A 24,310-nucleotide genomic window follows, 5' to 3' on the forward strand; every position below is an offset into this window, starting at 1 on the left:
GGAATATAGACAAAAATAGTAAAATTGTCACCGCTGAATTTTCTCGCCGGTCATGGCTTCGATCTCGTCGAGCAAAGCTGACTCCAGTTCGGCCTCGTCCATCCGCTTGACAATCTTACCCTTCTTGATAAGAATCCCTTTGCCGTCGCCACCGGCAATGCCGACATCGGCGGCCGCAGCCTCACCGGGTCCGTTAACAGCGCAGCCCATGACGGCTACCCTCAGGAAGGTTTTGATGTGCCCCGTCTTTTTTTCAATCGATTCGGCCAGCGGTATCATGTCAATCTGGCACCGCCCGCAGGTGGGGCAGGCAATAACCTGGACTCCTTCCTGTTTGAGATTGCAGGCGGTCAGAATCTGCTTGGCCACTCTCACCTCGTGAACCGGGTCCGCCGATAGCGACACCCGGATTGTATCGCCGATACCGGTCATGAGTATGGCCCCGATCCCCACCGATGACTTAATCGACCCGGTCTCAAGCGTGCCTGCTTCGGTGATCCCTACGTGAAGAGGATAGTCGCACTTTTCGCCAAGCATATGATAGGCCCAGAAAGCGGTCTGGGTGTTGGTTGACTTCACCGACAGAACAATATCTTCAAACCCCATTTCCTCCAGCACGGCAGCCTCTCTGAGGGCCGCCTCCGCGAAGGCGTTTGGATCGTCGTGACCGTATTTTTCCAGAAGGTCTTTCGGAAGCGAACCGGAGTTTACTCCTATTCGAATCGGCACGCCGGCGTCTTTGGCGGCCGTAGCTACCTCACGCACTTTCCAGTCAGCGCCAATATTGCCGGGATTGATGCGAATCTTGTCAAACCCCGCCTCGATTGCCTTCAGCGCCAGCTTGTACTGAAAATGTATATCCGCGACGAGGGGTTTGCTGACCCGACCGCGAATCTCTTTGAGTTCATTGGCGGCGTCATGATTCAAAACCGAGATTCGGACAATCTCGCAACCGGCCTCGAAAAGCTGATTTATCTGCTTTACCGTCGCCTCAACATCGCGCGTATCAGCGTTTGTCATCGATTGTATGACAATCGGGAAGCCGCCGCCGATGATAACATCGCCGATCTTGACCGCCCGGCTCTTGCGCCGCTTTATTGGATAACTTAGCTCCATAACTTTAACTTGACCGCTACGGTCATGGATTATAGCTTATTGAATTCTACGCTCTTAAGCAATCGAAAGTTGGAAGAATCTTGATCTGGTTGAAAAGGCTGTTGCCGTTCGCCATAATTGTGGCCGCCGTTTTCGGCTACCGTTACTACTCGGAGCAGAAGGCTGTGCGTGACGCGGAGGTTCAGCATCGATACGCCCTCGCCACAGCACAGGTATGGGTGGCATCGGCCAAGTATCGCTACGACCCCGAAAGATTCTTTCAGGTTCGTGATTCCATTCTGGCCAGTCATTCGCTGACCACCGCATCCATGGACAGCTTTGCCGAGGTCAACAAAGATCAAGCCGAGAAATTGTATCCATTCTCGACTCTCGTGAATGACTATCTGGATTCTTTGCTGGATATTGAAGACTCGTTGTTGCAGGCCGTCACGGACTCCATCCGCAACGCGGCAACGGATTCTACCCGGTAGCCTCGAACGCTCCCGGAAAATGCTCGATTTGCCCATCCACGAACGTGACAACATCGAACCTGAGATCCATCCCCTCAATGCCGTGTTCGCTTAGATACTGACGCGCTACCTGAGTCAAATTTTCTCTTTTTTTCTGATTAACCTTTTCGGCCGGGTGACCGAATCTGACCGACCTGGCGGCCTTCACTTCGACGAATGCGATGAGATGGTCCTTTTTTACGATCAGGTCAATCTCCTTGCGCCCGGATCGCCAATTGCGCTGGAGGATTTCGTAGCCATTGTCCAAAAAAAATCGGGCCGCCAGATTTTCGTACCGGCGCCCGATTGATGTAGTCTTCTTTTTCGCGGTCGTCTGCTTTTTAAAAGAGGGCATACTGGTTTACGAGTTCCGCCACCGGCTTGAATGACCTCCGGTGAATCTCCGTCGGGCCGTACATCCTCAGTTCCTCCAGGTGCTCCGGGGTCGGGTAACCCTTGTGCTTGGAGAACGAGAATGATGGATACAGCGCCTGGTAGCGGTCCATGATGCGGTCGCGGGTGATCTTTGCCACTATCGAAGCTGCCGCGATCGACTGACACTGACCGTCGCCGCCGACCACCGCAAACTGCGGCTGGGCAATGTTCGGTACCGGGTAATTGCCATCGACCAGTACAATGTCCGGAGCCTGCTTGAGATCCATCACCGCTTTTCGCATCGCCATCAACGACGCTTTGAGAATGTTGATTTTATCGATACACTCGTGGTCAATCACGCCCACCGCGCATACCAGACCGAGCTCGGCGATTTCTTCGAAAATCCTCTCGCGCTGCATGGAACTCAATTTCTTGGAATCGTTGAGACCTTCTATCTGGATATCGGGCGGCATGATGACCGCGGCCGCGACAACCGGCCCGGCCAGCGGCCCGCGACCGACTTCATCCACGCCGCAGATATACCGATAGCCCTTTTCGGCTAACATATTCTCGAGATGCGTCATGTCATGTTTCGGATTGAGTTTCATAATATCCTACGCATTCATATATGAGCTTTATCTCTATATTAAGCAACAAAATACTTACATTATAACTATCGACTCATTTTCAGGATTTTATTAGATTTATTTGGCCGATATTACTACTTTAGAAGCCGGTTATGGAACGAAAAAAACGAGCATTTCACGAGTTCAGCATAGTGGCAGGCGAGCTCAAAGGAAGGGTGATCAAGGCCCCCGACCTCGGTGTTACCCGCCCACCCCTGACACGACTTCGAAAAGCCATTTTCGATTTCCTGAATCCATATTTACCGAAAGCCGAGTATCTCGATTTATTCAGCGGCACCGGTTCATATCTGTTTGAGGCTGTCTCGCGGGGGGCACGGGCAGCGATCGGAGTCGAGATGGAACCAATTCTTGCGGAAGCCATAAACAAACAGGCCGAGAAATATTGTGTCTCCGACAGATTGAGGTGCCTGTGCACCGACGTGTTTGAGGCCATTCCAAACCTCGCGCGGCAGGGTAGACGGTTCGATATAATCATGATTGCCCCTCCCCAGTACAAAGGCATTATCGATAAGACCCTGCAGGCGTTAAGGGATCATCCCGTGACAAAAGATGACGCCCTCATTCTGTGTCAGCACGATACCTCGGAAACGAAAAAGACTGACTTTGGTGATTTCGAGATTCTCCAGCAGCGAAAATACGGCAACACGACCTTCACGATTTTGGAGTAAGTCTTCTTGCGATTCGGTACGCGTCCCGCTCTATACGGTGTCGGCTCACTTCCTTTTGTGATTTCTCCACAAATTTATGGCTCCGACAATGTATGCTGTGATGACCGCAATTGGCACGGTGAAGGCAGCCGAATAGAAAGGGCTGAGCCAGACGTCGCTGGTGGCTACATCAGTAATCGTGTGGCTTTGTGACTCAATTATCAGCGCTGCCACCAGGAACACTAGAGAGTAAGGAAGGCTCCAGAGGAGAAGCAGTCTGACCAGTGTGTTCCTGAATCCGAGAAGCATCTGAAAACAGACGCGTACTAACAGTATGAGCATGATTAAGCCGCCGTACATTAGAAAGCCGGCGACCATCTCACCTAAGGGCTCTCCGCTGACGCCTGTCAACACGGTCAGTAGGCCTCCGCAGACTCCCAGAATGATTGTTGTTCGGGCCGTTTTCAGGAACTCAAGCAAGAAGAACCTCCAGGGTACTGCCTCTCTCTCATTACTTGTATCGGACACTTTCCGGGACTAGTTTACGAATACACAGCCCCACAAAAAAAACGCCCGACCTGCGGGCGTTTTCTTATTTACATACCAAAGAGCTTCAGTGTTATTCTTCGGTCTTCTCCCCGGCGGTATCAGAACCGGTATCGGTTTCCTGGTTATTCTGAATCGAATCCGAATCAAGAATCTGTTCCTTGATTCTGGCCGACTTGCCGGTAAGCTCTCTAAGGTAATAGAGCTTTTTGCGCCTGACCTGGCCGCCCCGAATACGCTCTATCCTGGCAATATTGGGGGAGTGCAGCGGGAAAACACGCTCCACACCGATACCCGAGGATACCTTGCGGACCGTAAATGTCGCCGCCGTGCCGCCTCCGCGACGCGAGGTAACTGTCCCCTGAAAAACCTGAACACGTTCCTTATCGCCTTCCTTAATCTTGACGTGGACCCGTACCGTATCGCCGGAGCTGAATGGGGGAATCTCCCGCATATAGCTCTTCTCAATTTGGGCTAATCGTTTCATTGGTCGTATTCCTTTCCGAATTTATTCCAACTCTATTTTATTATCTAAACTTTTTATATACTCAATCTCTTCATCGGCTAAATCTGCTGACTTCAGAAGCTCCGGACGCTGTGCGACACACTTCTTGATCGCCTCGCGACGACGAAACCTTTCAATCTCTTTGTGGTCACCCGAAAGCAGCGCCTCCGGCACTTTCAATCCCCGGTACTCGGCCGGCCTGGTATAAGTGGGCGCGCCGAGAAGCTGATTCATAAATGAATCGTTGAGAGCCGATTCGAAATTGCCGAGCACTTTCGGAATCAACCTGGCCACCGCGTCGATTATGACCATCGCCGCCGCCTCGCCGCCGGTGAGAATGTAGTCACCAATCGAGACCTCCTCGATATCGTACAGGCTCGTGGCCCTCTCATCGACTCCCAGGTAGTGTCCGCAGATGATCGTCAGGCGATCACTGAGGGAATACTCAATGGCCAACTTCTGGTCAAACTTCTTTCCCGCCGCGGAGGTCAGAATTATTCTCCTTTTGTCCGATGACTCCGGGTTAACCGGCCGGTGCCGATACCCCAGCCCCTCCAGACAGCGGTCAAGCGGTTCGAGCTTCATTACCATCCCACCGCCGCCGCCGAACGGGGTGTCATCGACCGTACGATGCTTGTCCGTGGCAAAGTCACGCAGATTCACGATTTCGATGTCAAAGAGCTTTTTCTCTATGGCCTTCCCGATCAACGATTGCTTCAGCGCCTGGCTGAAATAATCCGGGAAAAGCGTTATAATCTCAAATTTCATTCAACATCAGAGTTATAGCTTACTGTTCCAAAAGTCCGGCCGCGATAATCCTGACCGTTTTACCGGCCAGGTCGATATCCCTGATGAATTCCTTAACGGCCGCTATCGAGACTTTCTTTCCCCCGGCGGTCTCTATCACATAGACATCGTTCGCCGGATATGTCTCGACATTTACAATCTCGCCGATCACCGTGTCGGAGTCATTATCAACGACACGACAGCCAATCAGGTCATAAATGTAAAACGACCCTTCGGGCAGTTCTACCACCTGATCTTTCGGCACTCCAATCTCCCGATTTGTCAGCCGCGCCGCATCCTCGGGATTATCAAAACCCTCCAGTTTAACCACCGGTCGACCCGAAACCAGCCGGGCCGAATCAATCGCAAGTTTTTCCCAGTGGTCTTTGTACCTCAGATAAAGCTCTGTCATTTGCAGGAAACGGTCGGGGAAATCTGTTTCAGCTACGATCCAGATCTCGCCGTGAACACCTCTGGTCTTGCCGAGCCTGCCTACCGTGACGAACTCTTCTGACACTATCTACTCTAATATCTCCAGGACTGCTCTTTTCCCCTGACGGGCGGAAACAGCAGCCAGCAGAGTGCGAATCGACTTCGCCGTCTGGCCTTGTTTACCGATGACCTTGCCAAGGTCACCCTGTCCGACACGCAACTCATAAACCGTGGTCCGGCTACCAAGTACTTCTTTAACTTCGACCTGATCTGGATTGTCCACTAACGCTTTGACGATGAATTCGATAAAGTCCTTCATAACTTCATCCTTTCCAATAGAATTTCAAGTTCAGACGCCGTAACAAGTCTCTAAGCGTGTTACAATTTCAAATAAACTCCCCAGCCGGCAGCCGGTAATTGTTACTCTTGCGCCGGAGTTTCTTCGCTCTTCTCGGTCTCAGCAGCAGCCGCGGTTTCTTCCTTTGCCTCGGCCTTGGCCACCGCCGCCTTCTTCATTTGACGCGTTTTTTTCGGACGCTCCTTCAACTGGGTCTTCAATCCAACGCCGGACACATCCTCGCCGCGCTTCGCTTTCAGATACTTCTCGGTAAAACCGATCTGGGTCAGAAGTGACTTAACCGTATCGGTCGGCTGAGCGCCCTGGTCCAGCCACGTGCCGAGCTTATCCTCGAATACCTTCACTTCCGCCGGCTTCGTAATCGGATTATAAGTCCCAACAATCTCCAGAAACCGACCGTCGCGGGCGCGACGCGAATCAATCGCAACAATTCGATAGAAGGGCCGTCTCTTTGCTCCCATGCGCAGAAGTCTAAGATGTACTGCCAAAAAAAACCTCCATAATTAAAGTTTGAACGGGTTGACCCCCGAAGGGAACCCTCTTGTTTTCATCTTGCCTATATTACCAAACATCTTTTGCATCGCCGAAAACTGCTTCAGAAGTTGATTGACCGCCTGGACGGAATTGCCCGACCCGGCCGCTATCCGCTTCTTACGCGATCCATCTATAATGTGCGGGTTGCGACGTTCCTGCAGCGTCATCGACTTGATGATCGCTACCATCCGCTCCATATCCCGCTCGTCAACCTTGATATTCTTGAAAGCCTTGCCAACCCCCGGTATCATCCCCACCAGCGAGTCAAGCGGACCCATCTTCTTGAGCTGACTCATCTGTTCGAGAAAGTCCTCGAAATCGAACTTGGCCTTGAGGAGCTTCTCCTGCATTTTGGCCGCTTTTTCCAGGTCCAGCGTCTCTTCAGCCTTTTCCACCAGCGAGACGATATCGCCCATCCCGAGAATACGCGATGCCATCCGTTCGGGATAAAACGGCTCGAGCTCGGAAAGCTTCTCACCGGTCGACGCCAGCTTGATCGGACATCCGGTTACCTCGCGAATCGAAAGCGCCGCGCCGCCCCGCGCGTCACCGTCGAGCTTGGACAACACCACGCCGGTGACCGCCAGACGCTCATGAAACTCTTTTGACACATTGACAGCGTCCTGACCCGTCATGGCATCGGCAACCAAAAGTATCTCGTGCGGCTGAACCTCTCTTTTTATATCCTCGAGCTCCGCCATCAACTCATCATCAATATGAAGGCGTCCGGCCGTGTCAAGAATGACCAGGTCGATAAAATTCTTTTGAGCGTACTTGACCGCCTCGCGACAAATCTCCGGCGGCTTTTTTCCCTCGAGATGGAAATGCTCCACCTGTATCGAGTCCGCCAGTACCTGAAGCTGCTTCACCGCGGCCGGACGATAAATATCCGCGGCGACCACCAGCGGCCTTTTGTTCTTGCGCTTGTTTTGAAGCGCCAGTTTGCCGACAAGAGTCGTCTTACCCGAACCCTGCAGCCCGCACACCATGTAAACCGTCGGTGACTTGTCAACCGGCGCCATCGGCTCGGCCTTCGTTCCCAGCAGCGACACCAACTCATCATGAACGATCTTCACGACCTGCTGGCCGGGATCAATCGACTTGAGAACCTCGACACCAACCGCCTTTTCCTCAACGCTCTTAACGAACGACTTCGCGACCTTGTAGTTGACATCAGCCTCAAGTAATGCCTGACGCACTTCTCGCATGGAATCCTTGATATTCTTCTCAGTGAGAATTCCTCGGCCGCGAAGTTTCTTAAAAGCGGATTCTAATCTGTCGGACAGTTGTGCAAACATTTCTAACGCGTTTTCTCAATCGGTCCCTTGCGGGCCATAAACTTAAGCTTACAGGCAGGCAAAAAAGACATACTCCTGCAATCACTAAAACGGCCCCAAGGGCCGAAATAGCCCAACAATATAGTAAAATGGAGAAAATAGGCAAGAAATTTGTCGATTTCAAGCTGTTGGCTGGCGCTTGCGTGGCAGTCGTAAGCCGGTGCTGGGCAATAAGTTACAATTCCCTTAAGTTAATCGGTGACACCTCCGGATCGAGTCCATACTTTTCGAAGATCAGTCTGGCGTACAACAGCGGGAAAATCCCACGGTAATCAGCCCGTCGCGCTGATGACGAGGTCTATCTCCGTGCCAACATCAAGCTCCGTGCCCTCCGGCTCCGATTGCTCCAGTACGGTCTCAGGAAGATAATTTTCATCAATGCGCGGCGCGACAATCCCAACCTTCAAGAGCTTTTCTTCCAGATGTTTTTTTGCTTCGCCCAACGTCATACCGATCACTTTCGGCATATACGTGAAACTCGAGGCTCTCCCACGATTAACCATCAGGTTCACCTGAGAACCAAGCGGAATTTCCGTCTTTGCCGCGGGATAAGAGAATACCACCACTCTTTCAGGAAGGGTGTCCGAAAAGGCCCATGCTATCTCGCCCAGATTGAGGCCGGCGGTCTCAAGGTCAAGAATCGCCTGACGAACCGACAATCCCGCCAGGTTGGGAATCGGAACCAGCCTCTGCCCGAGCGACACGACGAACTTAATGACGCGGCCCGATTTTACCTGCGTCTCGGCGACAGGGAATTGATTCAAAATAATTCCCTTTTCCTCTCCCGGCGAATACTCCTCCGAGCTGACCTCGAATTCGAGCCCTAGGTCACTGAGCGTAACCTGTGCTTCGGCAGTTGTCTGTCCGGTGAAATCCGGAAGAGGAAATTCACTGCCGTGTCTGGTTATGACAGGCATGACGATGCCGTCAACCACGAAATAGATCACCAGCAGAATCAACAGTGGCAGGACTACCCGGATGCCAATCTTCCTCTTGGTCGAACCGGGGGGAAGGTATTTGTCGAGAAAAGCGAACCTGCTCTTTTGCTGCTGACTCAGCCGTGAAGCCTGAATAGGGGACATACTCGTTAAATCACTCCGGCAGATGTTATTGTCTTTTTACAACGACACTGTCAGAAAATTTCCCGTCAAAATCAAGTATAAAACTGCTGGGGAGAGTCTGCGCTACGATTAAGCTTTGCGTCGCAGCCGCGCGGCAAAGGCACCATCCAGAGTAGGGAACGATGGATACGTTTTTAGATAACCGCGCTTATCCGCAACATCGTCAGGGAAGAACATGCTGCCGGATTCTAGCTCGAAATCCTCGGCCTGCTCGAGAAAAGCTTCCACGATATCGTCGTTCTCCGCGCGCATGATCGAGCACGTGGAATACACCAGAACACCGCCCGGCTTGACGAGTCTGGCGGCCTTGCTGAGCATCGCCAACTGAATCCGGGACAACTTCTTGATGTCTTCAGGCGTTTTAGACCACCTGAGATCAGAGTGCTTGCCCGCCGTACCCCATCCAGAACAGGGCGGATCGAGCAATACTCTGTCATAACTATTCTCCGGCGGGACATTGAACATATCCGAAGCAATCGTTTTGATAATCTTGATACCGAGGCGCTTCGCGTTCTCACTGAGGACCGATAATCGCTGACGTGATTTGTCGAGCGAAGTTATCTCACCCTGGTTTTCCATGCGCTGGGCCATGTACGTGCTCTTGCCGCCCGGAGCCGCGGTTAAGTCCGCCACGGTTTCACCCTTCTGCGGGTCCAAAAGACGTACCGCCAACCCGGCGGATTCATCCTGGACAAACACCTTGCCGGTCTTGATGAGCTCGTTGTCGAGAGGAAGTCCGGACTCTTCGATATGAATGAATTCCGGCAGATACTTTCCGTATGAAAACTCAATTCCATTTTTCTGAAGTATGTTCGCGACCTCGTCGGGTTTCGTCTGGAGCGAATTGACCCGGTATGTTACGTGCGGGGGATTGTTATTGAGCATCAGAAGCTGCTCGGTCTGTTCGTAGCCGAATTCGCTCAAACAGTACTCCACGAAATAATCGGGATAGCTGTAGAAATCACCCAGATACTTCACCGGATCCTGACCCTTGTGAGCAAACTTTACCTTCTGAGGTTCCCGAAGGCTCGCTCTCATGACCGCATTGACCAGATTCGCCCTCGAACGGCCGGTCATATAGTGAGCCAGATTTACCGACTCCGAGACCGCCGCGGCCGCCGGAATTCGGTCGGTGAACAGAAGCTGATAAAAACCGAGCCGAAGAATATTCGATAACTTCGGCGGGAGTTCCGTTGCCGGTCTCGAAAGATAAAACTTTATATCATGATCAAGCCGCCTGCGCATCTTGGTCGTACCGTTGACCAGCTGCAACAAAAACCGCTTGTCAATCGGCCTGAAATTTTTGCCGTTCATCACGCTCGATACGGCGCTGTCGGTCTGTTGGCCCTGCTCGATGCCAATCAACGCCTCAAGGGCGGCGGCTCGTACTACATCGAACTTCTTGTTCGAATTATTTCCTGCTGTCGGACTCATCGTCTGTTAAACATCCATTGCGGAAATCTGTTCCCCATTTTGCTCTACTCTGAACAGGTCGAACCTGTGCAGTTTTTGAGCAAAATACTCTGCTTTCTGACGGTCGCCATCTGTCAGCAGAAGCAGTATTTCCGATGGCCGGGCATAGCCCCCCTCCCCGATGCCCAAGGTCATGGTCAGCAACCCTTTTTGATAGGTAAGGCTGTAAATGGCCGGGCGTATGTCAACTACTGTCGTCTGGTTCTTTCCTGCCCTTTCGACCGGCAATTCTTTGGCGTTCATTGTCCTATCTATATTACGCAGTATTACGTCTTCCTTTAGCAGGTCGTTTGAATTAAGTTGGTAAACGGCCCGGTTAAGCGCCGCCGATAACGACTGTGTCTTACCCAGCGCTGCCTTTGCCTCGACAAAGAACAGCCCATCCGGAATGACCGACTTGAGCTTTTCTATCATATAAGGCATCAGATTGGTCTCCAACGTGATATCCAGAAGTTCGGCTTCCGAGGTAAACCCCAGAGGCAGGGGAGGACCAAAAGACAGCTTCATCGTCGGGTTGTGTCCCTGGCTGTACGCCACAGGCAAACAGGCACGCCGGATAGAGCGCTCGATCAAGCGCATATTGTCCAGATGACTCATATACTTCAACCGATCAGTTTTACCCCAGCGGATACGCAGACGATTCTTGGTGGGGGCCGATGTGCTCTGAGTGATCACCCTCTTTTTACTCCTGCCGAACTGAGGACCCGAATCCGATAAACGCATCGGTTGCTCATCAAGAATCTGCCGGCTCTCGTAAGTCACTTGTTCCAGCGATGTCTTCTGACGTTCCTTAAGAAGATGCTCGACAGATACACTCTTCTGGATATGTGACCACGGAAGATCACGGTCGAATGGTATCGGCCTGGAATGCTCCTTTATATCAATACCGCACTTTTCAAAAGATGTCAGCCACCTCTCAAACTTGAAATCCTCACTCCAACCATCGAAGCGACATCCCTTTTCGTATGCTTTTTCAATCACCTCGTTCATTTCACGGCCCCCGCGACCGAGGACTCCTTGAAGCACCGATGTTTCCACCATCGGATACTTGAAATTGACCTGACTGACACGATTGACACGTTTGATCAGATTGATTCGCCGCAACATCTCATCGGCCGAAATAAGCTCATCCCACTGGAAAGGCGTGTGGGCCTTCGGTACGAACGGCGACAGAGTCACATTGACGGTTTTTCGCCCCGGATACTCAAAGGCAATGTCGTAAATCTTCTTTATGAGCTTCACTATACCAATCAGGTCATCTTCGGTTTCCGTCGGCAGGCCGATCATGAAATAGAGTTTGAGTGTCGTCCAACCCAGCTTGAAGGCCAGCGCGGCTGTCTCCACAATAGCTGCGTCGGGAATCTCTTTGCGAATAAATAAGCGCAACCGCTCCGTGCCCGCTTCCGGCGAAATCGTCAGCCCGGCCTTACGAACCTGCTTTACCGCCTCCAGTAGCTGCGGGCTGAGGGTACCCGGCCTCAGCGACGGCAACGATATTGACACCTTCTGCTGCTCCAGCTTCCTGGCGAGGCTGGTTCCTAACTCGTCAATCCCGGGATAGTCCGACGACGACAGCGAGACCAGACTGATTTCCTCGTAGCCGGTATTTTTCAACTGCGTCTCCGTCTGCTCGATAATGTCTTTTTGAGGGCGAGGACGCACCGGACGGTAAATCGGGCCCGCCTGACAAAATCGACAACCTTGAGGACACCCGCGCATTATCTCAACCGCCAGATGACTGTGAACAACATCAACGAGCGGCACTAAGGGCTGCTTGGGATAATACTCGGGCTTGAGCTCGGTCACCAACCGGGCAACAATCTTATCGGGGGCGAAATCATGAAGCGGTTTTCTACTGGCATCATAGAAGGATGGTACGTACACCGATGATACTTCGCGGCAGATAGCCTCCAGCTTCTCACGCCGGGACGCACCGGGCATGCCGTGAAGCACCGCCAGCATCTCGACAAGCCCCTCTTCGGCATCGCCGATAAAAAACAGATCAATGAATTCCGCGAGAGGCTCCGGATTATATACAGCCGGTCCCCCGGCCATGATGATGGGACCTTCGTCAGTTCGGTTTCTGTTGCGAAGAGGGATGCCGGCCAGGTCGAGCATGGCCAGCACATTCGTGTACACAAGCTCATAGGTAAGAGTGAAACCGACAACATCGAACTGGTTCGCCGGACGGTAAGACTCAAGCGAGAACAGAGGTATCTGCTCGCGACGCATCACCTGCTCGGCGTCATTGTCGACGGCAAACACCCGTTCGCACAAAAAGCGGTCATCGGAATTTATGACGTGATAGAGTGTCTGCAGACCGAGATACGACTGTCCCAGCTCATACTTATCAGGGAAGGCATGAAGATATTTCACCCTGCCCTCGGGATCCTTGACGATCTGTCCCGGTTCGCCGCCGCTGTATCGCCCCGGCCTGATGACAAACGGGAAAAATTTTTGCTCCAGTAAAGCCTTCATATCTCTCGTGTAGTCTCACTCTCCAAAAATGAGTACGCAGTTTAATAGATTTACTTTGTCCACGCAAGGGGTAAGTTCCCGTGCACCCCCCATCAGGATGGACTGGCCTCATCATCGAGCCGAGCCTACAACCAGAGCTTGCGGTCCAGGGTCCGATAATGGATTGCCTCGGCCACATGACCCATCTCGATCGACTCCGAACCGGCTAGGTCGGCAATCGTTCGGGCCAGTTTCAAAATACGGTCATACGCGCGGGCAGACAACCCCTGTTTCGTGATGGCGAGGGAAAGAAGAGCCTGTGATTTATCATCGATCTGACAGTACTTACGTATGTCCCGGGACTCCATATGAGCGTTGCAGAAGATGTTGCTTTCACCCCGGAACCGATTCTGCTGAATCTTTCTGGCAGTATTGGCGCGTTGGGCGATAATCCGCGATTTCTCACCGCTGGCTTCCGAAGAAAGCTCCTTGAATTTCACCGATGGAACCGTGATGTGAATATCGATCCTATCCATCAAGGGCCCCGATATGCGCGACATGTAACGCTGTATCTCGGCCGCCGAACAATTACACTCATGATTCGGGTCACCGTAATAGCCGCACGGGCAGGGATTCATGGCGGCGATGAGCATGAACCCGGCCGGGTAAGTAAGTGTCGTCGTGGCTCTGGATATGGTCACTTCGTTGTCTTCCATTGGCTGACGCAGCATCTCGAGGATATCCTTTTTGAACTCGGGTAACTCGTCCAAAAACAGTACCCCGTGATGGGCAAGTGACACCTCTCCCGGCTTGGGAATGGCGCCTCCTCCGATGAGACCGGCATAGGATATCGAATGGTGAGGCGAACGAAACGGTCGTGTCGCGATAAGAGCTGAGTCCACCGGAAGACGCCCCGCGACCGAATGTATCTTGGTCGTCTCCAATGCCTCTTCGATAGACATATCCGGTAAAATCGATGGCATCCGGCGCGCCAGCATGGTCTTGCCCGAGCCGGGAGGACCAATCATTATTATGTTGTGCCCTCCGGCCGCGGCCACCTCCAAGGCCCGCTTGGCCGACTGCTGACCCTTTACATCGGAAAAATCTATACTGTAGCGCTGCGCGTCACTGAAAACAGAGTCGATATCAACCTCGAACTTTCTCACCGTGCTCTCATCTTCAAGAAAATGTACCGCCTCCTTGAGCGACGACACCGGGTAGACCGGCAATGTTCCGGCAATAGCAGCCTCCTTGGCGTTCTCGCGTGGCACGATGATCCCCTTCACACCATTTGCCTCACGAAAATGCATTACCATCGGCAACACTCCCGGTACCGGTCTCAGCGTACCATCAAGCGACAATTCCCCCAGCATAACGAAGTCATCGCATCTGTCACGAAGAATCTGGCCGGTTGCGGCCAGAATTCCGACGGCGATAGGAAGATCGAACGCCGAACCCTCCTTTCTGATATCAGCCGGCGCGAGATTGATAGTCACTCTCTTGGAGGGAAAGACAAAATCGGAGTTTTTGATTGCCGATGTTACTCTTTCTTTGGATTCTTTTACTGCCCCCTCGGGCAGGCCTACCGTTATGAAGGCCGGAAGCTGCTGCTGGATATCCGACTCAACCTCGACCGCGTAAGCATCGACCCCAAGCGTCGCCGACGAAATGACCCTGGACAACATATCTGTACCCTTTCACCCTTTCGCGTTCCGTTTCCATCAATTAGGAGGAGGCCACTCACATCGGAGTGACCTCCCCCGTCCCCTCATTTGAAAGTTAACGTCCGGGGCGGATACCAAGCCCTTGTATCGCCCGCCCCGCACAATATCGCATGGGGCGGTGTCAGAGGCTGTCAGTTTTAGTTCAATTCAAGGTCGGGAAAAGAAAAAAGAAAAAGCGGCGAAAAAACTTCCGCCGCTCTCAAATTCGCGCTGGGTATAGATCAAACGATCAGGTCATTCAGTGGCCGGCCAGAGAATAATCTCCTTTTGAACATCACCGATAATCTGAGTCATGATAATACTGTCGCCGGGCTGCCGCAGTGAAAATGCCCCCTGAGGGATCTTCAAGCTGTCAAACACACAACCGGCACAACCATCTTCCTTCATTATCAACTCAACTCCATCGGCCAGCGTGTAGTCACCACTGGGCTGGCAAATACAGTAGTTTTCGTCATTCTCATCATACAACCAGTATTGGCTATTAGAGAATCTCCACCTGATAGACCACGGGTCCAGGGTACGCTCAGTGGTGGCCCCTAAGTCCAATGTGTAAATATACTTGCCTTCGTAGTCACCGATGAGGGAAGCAGGTGGCTCCACTATGACATCGTCAGAACATCCAATCGAAATGCTGATTACGATAATTAGAGTTATAAACCCGCAAAGAATGGATGTCGCCAAGGTCCTATTCATACTATCTCCCTGTGTTTTTCAAAAATGCTAAGCGGCAATATAAACAACTGTCTTCGGTCTGACAACCGAAAAAAATCCTTTCCGCATAATTTAAGACGTTCCACCGGGGCGTTCATTTAATGCAAATTACCCACTCCAACCAAAATCTACCCACCCATGAGAGTCAGATCAGAACTCTGTCAGGAAAAACAAGAAGCGCGCCGTCGTCATCCGTTCCAGCGCGCAATCGCCTGATTTATAACAATTTAACGCAACAAGTCAGGAGTGGCCGTGCTGTTGTCAGAAGATAGAGAGTCCTACTTTTCAGTTACAATCTTATATCCTGCCCCCGTCCAGGCCCGAATGCCGCCGTCAACGTTGAAAACGTTTAGATATCCCATCTCAATCAATCGGCGCGCGGCAATCCCGCTGCGGCGTCCGGTGCGGCAAAAACAGTAGATGGGAGTGCTCCTGTCTGTCGGAAGCAAGTCAGTGTGAACATCAAGACTGTCATAAGGTACACGCAAATCAGCAAAACTCAGATGACCGTCTTTCCATTCCCCGGTAGTGCGAACATCGAGCAGGAATATATTCGAGGTCGAATCCGCCGCCAGCCTGGCCAGTTCCTCGACCGTAACTGTCGGCACCGAACCATTGACACAGACTACGGTCAAGGTTGTCGCCAGACCAAGCAAAACCAGCAGTGCTATTCGGCTGATGGATCCTGAAACGTCTTGAAGCTGTAAATCTTCCACTTACCGTTTACCACATGCAGACCGAACTTGGTCAGGTAACCCCGCGAATTCTCTTTGTCCACAAAGGTCACCTCAACCGTTGCCGATTCACCCATCACCTCGGTGTCCCCAATAATACGCTGATAGGAGAACCAGCGTGTTTTGGTCAGACCTTCACCCGTGAGGTCGTTGAGCAAATCAATCGGATTGATGAACACTCTCGGCGAGTCAGTCTGAAGAGCATAATCTTCATTCAAGGACCTCATCAACTCGGGCAAATCCAGAAGATGTGCCAGGGCTGCCTGGTCATTCTTTTCCATCGCTCCGAACATCGAGATTACCGCGGATCTCGGATCAGTGGGTCCCGATGACGAACACCCGGCGATGACCACCAGAATACTCGCCAGGAAAATAAAGGTACTAAAGAGTTTCATTAGTTTCATATTATCACAACCCACCCGTTAATGTGATTCTATGACTTTCACCCAGGTCAGCCGAGGGCGAAAACGCATAAGATATTTGAAGTCGTTTTATATCGAAACCTACGCCGACCGAAAAACCCGCCCAGCTGTCATCAGACTCGGCAGCCCTGAAATTGGAGCCGAATGAATTCCAACCCAGGCGGACATAGAACGGTTTGAGCGCGAAATATTCGCCGCCCACGGCGAAGATTATATCGTTGTCGACCGGAATAATGACATCCGACGACAGCGTGATCGGAATACCCCGCGGCTTGTAAGAACCGCCGCCCCGAAACGTAAGCGGAAGCTTATCCTTCTTTTCGCCCAGAGCGGAAAGTTGAGCACCCAGATTCTGAATCATGGCTCCGGCCGACCACCGATTACGATCGGCAGTATATTTGCCGCCCAGATCGACAGCCAGGCCGGTCGCGGAATAATCCTGAATCTTTTCGTAAATGAATTTGGCCGTGGCTCCGAAGGACATATTGTATCCGTGCTTGAAGGCGAAACTCCCCGCTATCATGAAGTCACCACCGCTGAACTCACCGGTGGTGTTGCCGAATTGATCGGTCTGGACAAAATCGCCATAATTAAGATAGCTCGCATAAAGGCCGAGAAATCTGTTCGCGCCAATGTTCTGAATATAGCCGGCAAACCCGCTCTGTATGTCAACGAAGTAATTGTGGTAGCCAAGAATGAACCGCTTTTCTTCGAGCGATGTAATACCGGCGGGGTTATAATAGAGCGATGACTCGTCATCGGACAAACCCGTAAAAGCGCCTCCCATCGCAACGGCGCGGGCACTGATGTTTATCTTGAGAAAAGAAAAGGCACTGGTCCCGGCATTCGAGTTGATATCCGCCCCGAACACTACCGTTGCCGGCCCCGCCCACAAAAGCAGGCCCGCCAGGAGCGCCGCCGCAATCGCTTTGTTCTTCATATACTGTCCTTCATAATGATCGATAATAGCCTGACATCCGTCCGGAGTCAACTAACTAACGAACCAAAATTCCTACCAGCTTTTCGTGGTCTTATTCAGAATGTCATCGACAAGAAGCTTAATAGCCTTCTGCTGGGCGATATCCTCAGTCTCAGTATCAACCAGATAGATCCCCTGGCGACTTATCCTCTCCGTCCATAACTCGGTATCATCGGCACGGTTGCGCAACGTCACCTGGAAAGCCATCGTCACTTCGTAACTGGTCACCCGGTCGTTCTCATCATAATTATACGGCTTTCTGTCGTAGCCAACCAGCGTTCCTTCCAGCAATGCCTCGGCCAGGTCCGACGATACCACCTGCATCGTACCATCCGATATAAGAGCATCTGTCACCAGATCGGTAACCTGATCCTCAAGTCCGTACTCCGCAGTCTGATTCCCGAATCGTTCTACGGCGATCGACTTTATCTCCGACTTTCCTCTGGGATTGAAGGTATAGACACCACAGCCGCCAAATAAGAGTCCCAGCAAAACCACTGAAATTACGACTAAACGACTCATAAATGATTAAACGACTTTGCTTAAAAGACGTTCCAGGCAACTTAACCGTTTACGACCAGCTTACCCTTCTTGATTACCTTGGCCGCCAGATTCACACCATAATGATACGGCAATTCTCTGTAATCGGCCATGTTCCACAACACGATGTCGGCCTGAAGACCTTCCTTGAGCTGCCCGATTTTCTCATGGCGGTCGATGGCATAAGCCGCGTTTACCGTTACAGCCGAAAGTGCCTCGGCCGCGGTGAGCTTCATCTGAAGCGCCGCCAACGAAATTATAATCGGCATCGACTCGCTGTAGCTCGAACCGGGATTGCAGTCGGTTGAAAGAGCCACGACAACACCGGCCTCGATCATCTTGCGGGCCGGAGCGTATTGTTTACTCGCCAGCGAAAAAGTTGTCCCCGGCAAAAGCACCGCGGCTGTTTGCGATGCCGCCATCGCCTTTATACCCGCATCCGAGACGTACACCAGATGGTCGGCTGAGCGAGCTTTCATCTCGGCCGCCAGCTCGGCTCCACCGGTGGATTCCAACTCATCCGCGTGAAACTTCAACTTCAGTCCGGCCTTCGCGGCCGCTGACTGGATTCGCCGCGACTCCTCGATATCGAAAACACCCTCCTCACAGAAGATGTCCGAAAACTCGGCCAGATTGTCTTTGGTGACCGCCGGCAACATCTCGTTTATGATGATATCGATATACCTCGCCCTGTTATCACGGTATTCGTCGGGCACCTCGTGCGCCCCCAGAAATGTGGGGACCATCTCGATCGCATGAAGTTGGTTGAGTTCGCGAATAATCTCAAGTTGCTTGATTTCCGATTCCGTCGATAACCCGTAACCCGATTTGGCCTCGATTGTAGTCACACCATACTTCAAAAAACGATCCAGCCTTGACTTTGTCTTTTCCTTTAGCACCGCGGCCGGAGTGTTGCGAAGGTCCCGAACGGATGCGCGTATTCCGCCACCCGACTGAGCTATCTCCATGTAGCTTTTGCCCTGGATGCGCATTTCAAACTCTTTTTCTCGTGTCATCGAGAAAACCGGGTGGGTGTGAGGGTCGATAAACCCCGGCGTGGCAACCATCCCCTGGGCGTCGATTACCGTGCATCCCTCGGCCAGCGGTGCGTGTCCCTGAACCTTCTCCGATTCACCCACCGCCAGAATTTCCTCGCCGGCGATCGCAATACCGCCGTTGTTTACCAGCCCGAGGTCATTCATGTTTTTACCGATGCGAGGTACCGGACCGGTCATGGTGACCAATTGACCAATATTTTTTATCAGCAACGTAGCTTTTTTCTCAGGTGGCATAAGGCGATTACATCCCTGGCTTCAAGATTGTCGATCCGAAACCGGATTTATCCCGGAAACGGACCAACCTCTGATGCTACCTCTTCATCATCGGTATTGTGATTTTGTTCTTGCCGGCGAACTCGATCGCCTGCTTGTAGCCGGCGTCAACGTGGCGCATCACGCCGGTTCCCGGATCATTCGTCAGAACACGGTTAAGGCGCAAGGCCATCTCCTTTGTACCATCAGCCACGACCACCATGCCGGCATGAATCGAATTACCGATACCGACTCCGCCGCCATGATGAATCGAGACCCAGCTGGCGCCGGAGATCGCGTTGAGCAATCCATTCAGCAGAGGCCAGTCCGCAATGGCATCGGAACCATCAAGCATATCCTCGGTCTCCCGATAGGGCGACGCAACACTGCCGCAATCCAGATGATCACGGCCGATCACGATTGGCGCCGATATCTTGCCCGACTTGATATGGTCGTTGATTATCCCTCCGAACTTCTCCCGTTCACCATAGCCCAGCCAGCAGATACGCGATGGTAGACCCTGGAAGGGTATTCTCTCTCTGGCCATCTTGATCCAGCGGACCAGCATCCGGTTGTGCTTGAAATGTTCGAGAATCAAATCATCGGTAACAGCTATGTCCTTGGGATCACCCGACAACGCGGCCCATCGGAACGGTCCTTTACCTTCGCAGAAAAGCGGCCTGACATAGGCCGGAACAAAACCGGGATAGTCAAAAGCATTCTTCAATCCACCGGTCTTGGCCTGACCGCGAAGATTATTGCCGTAGTCGAAGACGATCGAGCCGGCCTTCTGGAATTTAATCATGGCGGCACAATGCTTCACCATGGAATCATATGAACGCTTCATGTATTCTTTCGGGTTCTTTTTGCGCAGCCGGTTGGCCTCAACCATTGTCAGACCTTCGGGGATATACCCGTTGAGTTCATCGTGAGCCGATGTTTGATCGGTCACCATATCGGGCAGGATTCCCCTGCGGAATATCTCCGGAAAAACATCGGCGCAGTTGCCGACCAGGCCAATAGATATCGGTTCGTTGGATTTGGTGTGGTCCTTTATCAGCTTGAGAGCCTTGTCAAGTTCCTTGACTTTGATATCGCAGAATCCCTGTTTCACCCGGCGATTAATCCGCGATTCGTCAACCTCCACCACGAGAATCGATGCTCCCGCCATTGTCCCCGCCAGAGGCTGGGCGCCGCCCATGCCGCCCATGCCGCCCGTAAGAATCCACTTACCCGACAAATCCCCTTTGAAATGCTGCTCGGCGGCGGCGGCGAAAGTTTCGTAGGTCCCCTGAATGATGCCCTGCGTTCCGATGTATATCCAGCTGCCGGCAGTCATCTGTCCGTACATTATCAATCCCAGTTGATCAAGCTGGCGGAATTTCTCCCAGGTTGCCCATCTGGGTACCAGGTTGGAGTTGGCAATCAATACTCGCGGCGAATGCTCGTGAGTCTGGAAAATACCCACCGGTTTACCCGACTGCACCAGCAACGTCTCGTCATTGCCCAGTTTCTTAAGCGATTGAACAATAGCAGCGTATGCATCCCAGTTACGAGCCGCCTTGCCCGAACCCCCATAAATTATCAACTCATCCGGTTTCTCGGCTACCTCAGGATCAAGGTTGTTATTGAGCATTCTAAGCGCGGCTTCCTGATGCCAGCCCCTGCAGGATATCTTCAAACCATGTGCGGCTTTGACTTTTTTGGCCTTCATTATTATCTCCTTAGATAGTAAGGCGAATATAAAACCAGTACCAGCCCAAGTCAACGCCTCTCTTTGAGCTTGATATCTCCGGCCCCGGTCTGCATCTTGTCACCTTCGGGGCAACGAAGATAACCCTTGAAGTCGTCTTAACTATGATTAAGAAAATTGAAGGTACCAGGATCAACCTGAGGGTCCACCGCGGTTCGGATGCCGTCTCGATTTTCCGCTATGCTTCCGATGAAGCCGTCAGCCGCTACACCTTCATTCCCCACCCTTACACCATAAGACACGCCCACGACTTTATTAAGCTGGCCCGCTCGACGCGCCGCAAGAAACTCGCCTTCCACTTCGGCATCGAAGACAAACAAAACGGTGAAATCATCGGCGGCATCGGGCTTGAGGCCATTGATCATTTTCATCATAAAGGTGAGATCGGTTATTGGCTGGCGACGCCCTATTGGCGCCAGGGGATAATGACCGAAGCTGTCAACCTCATTCTGGGCTTCTGTTTTTGCGAAGTCAACCTGCACCGGGTTTACGCCCATGTATTTCCGGAGAATGCGCCCTCATCGATGCTTCTGGAGAAAGTCGGTTTCACCAGAGAAGGACTGCTTCGTCAGGCGGCCTTCAAAAACGGCACTTTCGTCGACAACTATATCTATTCCATTCTGGAGCACGAGTGGCGTCAACGCCGCCGGTGAAGACCTCTCGCGGTATTACAGGGGCAGGACTTCCTGGGCCGGCTCGATTATCTCAAAAGTACTTCTGACCCGTTCGAAAAAATCGACCGCTTCATCAGAGCAGAAATCCGGATTGGTCCACGGCAACCGGCAAAACTTGCCGTGAGCGAATATAAGCGCCATCTCACCCCAGACCCCGTCGCACAGATAAATCCGGTGATTGTATTCTTTGTGTGATGCCATCACGAGCGCCGATGGGGTCAGTATGCCCGGATCGATATTAATCGTCCTGAAATGATATCCGTCCACCGTATCGGAGAACCTCGGCTCTATCTTATAACAGGCCGCCTTCAAATCCGGAAGGGAGTCGCGCGGTACCAGACCATCGAACGAATAAAACCGTCTCAGCAGATCTTCACCCATCTCCTCGCGGTACTCCTCAGCATCGCAGCACGCTATCTCCAGCGTCTCGTACTGAACTCTCCCGAATTTCTTTTCGAGCATCTTGACGCCTTCCGCCAGAGCATCCATCGATGAGTACATAATGGACACGATGAGCCGTCCCGGGGGTGGTTTCTGTATCCTTGCCATGGCGTATTAATTGTGACTTAAACGAGGGGAATCAACAAAAACAGTCCGCGAAGCGTAATTTAGACTCATGCTGATTTACGGAGGCGCTTGTGCCGCGGGGGGCTAGTTTCATTCACGGACGCCGCAAGAACTTATCCACATCTGGGCTTGTCGCAAGATACTTTTGGATCTCGCCTACTTGCTCCGATGATAGTTGATTGCCGAAACCGGCCACTATCCCTTTTGACACAGTATCAGCGAATCTTTGTCTCATATTATCCTGGGTGTCAGCGTACTCCGAAAGAATTTCTTTGATTTTCATCTCATCAGGTTCCGAGAAATCGTCTCCCTGCTGTTCCTTCATCTCGCGGACTCTGTCCTCGAAATAACGGCGTCCGTCGCTGGTTGTCCAGAAACAGGTACTATCCATTACTTCATCGATTATTTTAGAAAACTCCTTCTCGGATATATATTCTGGAGTCCAGTCCTGTGTTCCTACCCGAGAGTAGGCATTACCTATCAACCAACCCAGCTTCGCCCTAAATATCTCCGTCAATTGACCAAACCGGGCTCCCAGACACTTGTCATAGTGATCTGCAGCTCTAATTGCCACAGAGAGGTTTAAGTATGCCACATGAGGTTCATAAAGCCCTAAATCAGGGTCTTCGGCTAGGTAGAAGTAATCATTCAAATTGTTGTTTAAGAGTTTCCTCAGAAAATCACCGAACCCCTCACGCTTCTTGCGATCGCATATATTGTACTTTTTTTCTGACTCATGTTTCTTTCGCTTCGAAACTTCAGCCATGAATAAGTATTTTGCCTCACGAACAACCGATAACGAGACATATCTCGCTTTGGGAGTCTTGTTATCGCGCCTTTCAAGGTCGCAAGATTGAGTTAGAATCATTAAGTAACGGTTATCTGAATTCTCTGCATAGTAGGGATGATATTTGCTGAAAAGTTCTTTTAGGTCTTGAGAAAAGAAAAGCAGGTCACCCTGCCGGAGGTTACCCGCCGGTTTTTGGTACGTGAAATGCAAAGGCATCCCGTAACTATCAGCCTTCGGCCTTTTGCAGGCGTTTATTCAAAGCTGACATGGCAGCCAATCTTTTTTCTTCTGTCATATTCAATTTGAATCGAACCGTGTCTGTGTAGCTTGCCCTTGCGTCACTAATACGAATCCGCTTAGAATTTAGTGGCTGTTCAGTCTTATCGCTAGTCGACTGTTCATCACTCTCCGTGTAGGTCGGCCGTTTTGCTGAATCTACGAAGTCGTCCATTTGCACGGCAGAAGACGTTGTACCATGATCAAAATGCTGTGTCATTGCTCCTCCAATTCTAGCTCAAAAACTTCTCGGATAAAGGTCCTAGACTTATTCTTAAGTTGGATTACCTTACCCTCAATTCGTGCTTTTGCCTCCTGCGAGTCCTTTATATCAGAATGAAAGTTGAAATCAATAGCCACGTGGTCGTTTAGCTCGCATTTGAGATTGAGAATTCTATCTTCACACTCAAAACTCCAGCCAAATACACGCCCCGTAATTTTTAAACCAGAACCCGCTAGCTGGTTGCTTTCAAGTGTGGACAGCAGCCCTAACAACCTTTCCGGTTCGCGATCGCTTTCGTATCCAAAATTAATGCCGATTTTCGAAACGGGTGTATGAGGCAAGACACTAAGAAGCTTACAAGCTACACCTTCCATTTGTTCAAGATTGGAGTCCGAGTCGCTGGTAGCGCCCAGTATCAGTCTGTCGGAATGGGGGATGATGCGTACGCCGTCACCAGTAATCCTGAAGGGGGCTGAAGGCTGCACTGGAAATTCTACGTTAATCTCTGGCTTGTCAAAAACGTGTTCGCTGAGCCAACGGGGGTTGAAAATCGCCACGTTCCATTTCCCCAAAATGACTATTGTAAAATTGTCGAGATTGGCTTCAACCATGCGAACCTCCTCCCGCTTTCGCGGCCTCTCCGTCGTGTTTTTTTCCTATTTATATATATCGGCCAAGTACTAATTGTCAACTCTGAACTTATACACGAAATGTCCAAAAAAGGTACCGATTTTGTATACGAGCAAGTATAAGTCTACCCACAAAATTCTTGTTTATTTTTGGCG

At 51.6% G+C, this 24,310-nt stretch carries 27 protein-coding genes and 1 pseudogene; 3 read left to right on the forward strand and 25 right to left on the reverse strand.

Translation table 11 applies throughout. From position 1 onward, the window contains the following. Positions 1-27: 27 nt before the first annotated feature. Positions 28-1,116 (reverse strand): flavodoxin-dependent (E)-4-hydroxy-3-methylbut-2-enyl-diphosphate synthase, encoded by a 1,089-nt coding sequence (gene ispG / locus AB1483_02780; protein MEW6411381.1) that lies wholly within the window; start codon positions 1,114-1,116, stop codon positions 28-30. Between the two features lie 80 nt (positions 1,117-1,196). On the opposite strand from ispG, the gene AB1483_02785 reads away from it, so the two are divergent. Beyond that, a complete protein-coding gene (locus AB1483_02785; protein MEW6411382.1) occupies positions 1,197-1,586 on the forward strand; it encodes a hypothetical protein in 390 nt (129 codons plus the stop codon). Here AB1483_02785 and AB1483_02790 read toward each other — a convergent pair. After that, the gene (locus AB1483_02790) at positions 1,576-1,959 is read right to left on the reverse strand and encodes a YraN family protein (GenBank protein ID MEW6411383.1); all 384 of its coding nucleotides are present in this window, start codon (positions 1,957-1,959) and stop codon (positions 1,576-1,578) included. The two genes, AB1483_02785 and AB1483_02790, sit on opposite strands and share 11 nt — an antisense overlap. After that, the gene (locus AB1483_02795; protein MEW6411384.1) at positions 1,946-2,587 is read right to left on the reverse strand and encodes a ribonuclease HII; all 642 of its coding nucleotides are present in this window, start codon (positions 2,585-2,587) and stop codon (positions 1,946-1,948) included. The genes AB1483_02790 and AB1483_02795 overlap by 14 nt, the downstream gene beginning before the upstream one ends. Before the next feature lie 131 nt (positions 2,588-2,718). On the opposite strand from AB1483_02795, the gene AB1483_02800 reads away from it, so the two are divergent. Then, positions 2,719-3,294, forward strand: a complete 576-nt coding sequence (locus AB1483_02800; protein ID MEW6411385.1) for an RsmD family RNA methyltransferase — start codon at positions 2,719-2,721, stop codon at positions 3,292-3,294. 45 nt (positions 3,295-3,339) lie between these two features. Here the strand turns inward: AB1483_02800 and AB1483_02805 are convergent, their stop codons facing one another. From AB1483_02805 to hutU, 18 genes and pseudogenes are all read right to left on the reverse strand, one after another. Beyond that, positions 3,340-3,753, reverse strand: coding sequence for a hypothetical protein (locus AB1483_02805; GenBank protein MEW6411386.1), 414 nt, complete (start codon positions 3,751-3,753; stop codon positions 3,340-3,342). A gap of 220 nt (positions 3,754-3,973) precedes the next feature. Continuing rightward, positions 3,974-4,306, reverse strand: a pseudogene (gene rplS, locus AB1483_02810) (50S ribosomal protein L19). A 21-nt stretch (positions 4,307-4,327) separates the two neighbouring features. Further along, positions 4,328-5,092, reverse strand: coding sequence for a tRNA (guanosine(37)-N1)-methyltransferase TrmD (gene trmD, locus AB1483_02815; GenBank protein MEW6411387.1), 765 nt, complete (start codon positions 5,090-5,092; stop codon positions 4,328-4,330). Positions 5,093-5,111: 19 nt separating this feature from the next. Continuing rightward, positions 5,112-5,627 carry a ribosome maturation factor RimM gene (gene rimM / locus AB1483_02820; GenBank protein ID MEW6411388.1) on the reverse strand — a complete coding sequence of 172 codons (516 nt, stop codon included), beginning with the start codon at positions 5,625-5,627 and terminating at the stop codon, positions 5,112-5,114. Between the two features lie 3 nt (positions 5,628-5,630). Continuing rightward, positions 5,631-5,861, reverse strand: coding sequence for a KH domain-containing protein (locus AB1483_02825; protein MEW6411389.1), 231 nt, complete (start codon positions 5,859-5,861; stop codon positions 5,631-5,633). Positions 5,862-5,962: 101 nt separating this feature from the next. Further along, positions 5,963-6,388, reverse strand: coding sequence for a 30S ribosomal protein S16 (gene rpsP, locus AB1483_02830; protein ID MEW6411390.1), 426 nt, complete (start codon positions 6,386-6,388; stop codon positions 5,963-5,965). A 15-nt stretch (positions 6,389-6,403) separates the two neighbouring features. Beyond that, on the reverse strand, positions 6,404-7,732 hold the full coding sequence (gene ffh / locus AB1483_02835; protein MEW6411391.1) for a signal recognition particle protein: 1,329 nt from the start codon (positions 7,730-7,732) through the stop codon (positions 6,404-6,406). A 311-nt stretch (positions 7,733-8,043) separates the two neighbouring features. Next, positions 8,044-8,853, reverse strand: coding sequence for a PASTA domain-containing protein (locus AB1483_02840; GenBank protein MEW6411392.1), 810 nt, complete (start codon positions 8,851-8,853; stop codon positions 8,044-8,046). Positions 8,854-8,961: 108 nt separating this feature from the next. Next, positions 8,962-10,326, reverse strand: a complete 1,365-nt coding sequence (gene rsmB, locus AB1483_02845; protein ID MEW6411393.1) for a 16S rRNA (cytosine(967)-C(5))-methyltransferase RsmB — start codon at positions 10,324-10,326, stop codon at positions 8,962-8,964. 6 nt (positions 10,327-10,332) lie between these two features. Continuing rightward, the gene (locus AB1483_02850) at positions 10,333-12,843 is read right to left on the reverse strand and encodes a TIGR03960 family B12-binding radical SAM protein (protein MEW6411394.1); all 2,511 of its coding nucleotides are present in this window, start codon (positions 12,841-12,843) and stop codon (positions 10,333-10,335) included. A 125-nt stretch (positions 12,844-12,968) separates the two neighbouring features. Then, positions 12,969-14,507 carry a YifB family Mg chelatase-like AAA ATPase gene (locus tag AB1483_02855; GenBank protein ID MEW6411395.1) on the reverse strand — a complete coding sequence of 513 codons (1,539 nt, stop codon included), beginning with the start codon at positions 14,505-14,507 and terminating at the stop codon, positions 12,969-12,971. Positions 14,508-14,780: 273 nt separating this feature from the next. Beyond that, positions 14,781-15,239 carry a hypothetical protein gene (locus AB1483_02860; GenBank protein MEW6411396.1) on the reverse strand — a complete coding sequence of 153 codons (459 nt, stop codon included), beginning with the start codon at positions 15,237-15,239 and terminating at the stop codon, positions 14,781-14,783. 296 nt (positions 15,240-15,535) lie between these two features. Beyond that, a complete protein-coding gene (locus AB1483_02865) occupies positions 15,536-15,973 on the reverse strand; it encodes a rhodanese-like domain-containing protein (protein MEW6411397.1) in 438 nt (145 codons plus the stop codon). Further along, positions 15,925-16,395 carry a hypothetical protein gene (locus tag AB1483_02870; GenBank protein ID MEW6411398.1) on the reverse strand — a complete coding sequence of 157 codons (471 nt, stop codon included), beginning with the start codon at positions 16,393-16,395 and terminating at the stop codon, positions 15,925-15,927. Before AB1483_02870 ends, AB1483_02865 begins: the two co-directional genes overlap by 49 nt. 4 nt (positions 16,396-16,399) lie before the next feature. Then, positions 16,400-17,353 carry a PorV/PorQ family protein gene (locus tag AB1483_02875; GenBank protein ID MEW6411399.1) on the reverse strand — a complete coding sequence of 318 codons (954 nt, stop codon included), beginning with the start codon at positions 17,351-17,353 and terminating at the stop codon, positions 16,400-16,402. 72 nt (positions 17,354-17,425) lie between these two features. Next, on the reverse strand, positions 17,426-17,914 hold the full coding sequence (locus AB1483_02880; GenBank protein MEW6411400.1) for an LptE family protein: 489 nt from the start codon (positions 17,912-17,914) through the stop codon (positions 17,426-17,428). Positions 17,915-17,955: 41 nt separating this feature from the next. Further along, positions 17,956-19,224 carry an imidazolonepropionase gene (gene hutI / locus AB1483_02885; protein MEW6411401.1) on the reverse strand — a complete coding sequence of 423 codons (1,269 nt, stop codon included), beginning with the start codon at positions 19,222-19,224 and terminating at the stop codon, positions 17,956-17,958. Between the two features lie 76 nt (positions 19,225-19,300). Beyond that, a complete protein-coding gene (gene hutU, locus AB1483_02890) occupies positions 19,301-20,956 on the reverse strand; it encodes a urocanate hydratase (GenBank protein MEW6411402.1) in 1,656 nt (551 codons plus the stop codon). 143 nt (positions 20,957-21,099) lie between these two features. Here hutU and AB1483_02895 point away from each other — a divergent pair, with 143 nt between their 5' ends. Continuing rightward, positions 21,100-21,648 carry a GNAT family protein gene (locus AB1483_02895; GenBank protein MEW6411403.1) on the forward strand — a complete coding sequence of 183 codons (549 nt, stop codon included), beginning with the start codon at positions 21,100-21,102 and terminating at the stop codon, positions 21,646-21,648. Positions 21,649-21,663: 15 nt separating this feature from the next. Here the strand turns inward: AB1483_02895 and AB1483_02900 are convergent, their stop codons facing one another. The 4 genes from AB1483_02900 to AB1483_02915 all read right to left on the reverse strand — a co-directional run bounded on the left by AB1483_02900 (position 21,664) and on the right by AB1483_02915 (position 24,136). Next, positions 21,664-22,218 (reverse strand): DUF4416 family protein, encoded by a 555-nt coding sequence (locus AB1483_02900; GenBank protein MEW6411404.1) that lies wholly within the window; start codon positions 22,216-22,218, stop codon positions 21,664-21,666. Positions 22,219-22,330: 112 nt separating this feature from the next. Next, entirely contained in the window at positions 22,331-23,002 is a 672-nt protein-coding gene (locus tag AB1483_02905; protein MEW6411405.1) for a hypothetical protein, read from the reverse strand. 250 nt (positions 23,003-23,252) lie between these two features. Then, positions 23,253-23,522 (reverse strand): hypothetical protein, encoded by a 270-nt coding sequence (locus tag AB1483_02910; protein MEW6411406.1) that lies wholly within the window; start codon positions 23,520-23,522, stop codon positions 23,253-23,255. Continuing rightward, positions 23,519-24,136 (reverse strand): hypothetical protein, encoded by a 618-nt coding sequence (locus tag AB1483_02915; protein ID MEW6411407.1) that lies wholly within the window; start codon positions 24,134-24,136, stop codon positions 23,519-23,521. The genes AB1483_02910 and AB1483_02915 overlap by 4 nt, the downstream gene beginning before the upstream one ends. Between the last annotated feature and the right edge of the window lie 174 nt (positions 24,137-24,310).

This window comes from Candidatus Zixiibacteriota bacterium (assembly GCA_040756055.1).
GTDB lineage: Bacteria > Zixibacteria > MSB-5A5 > GN15 > FEB-12.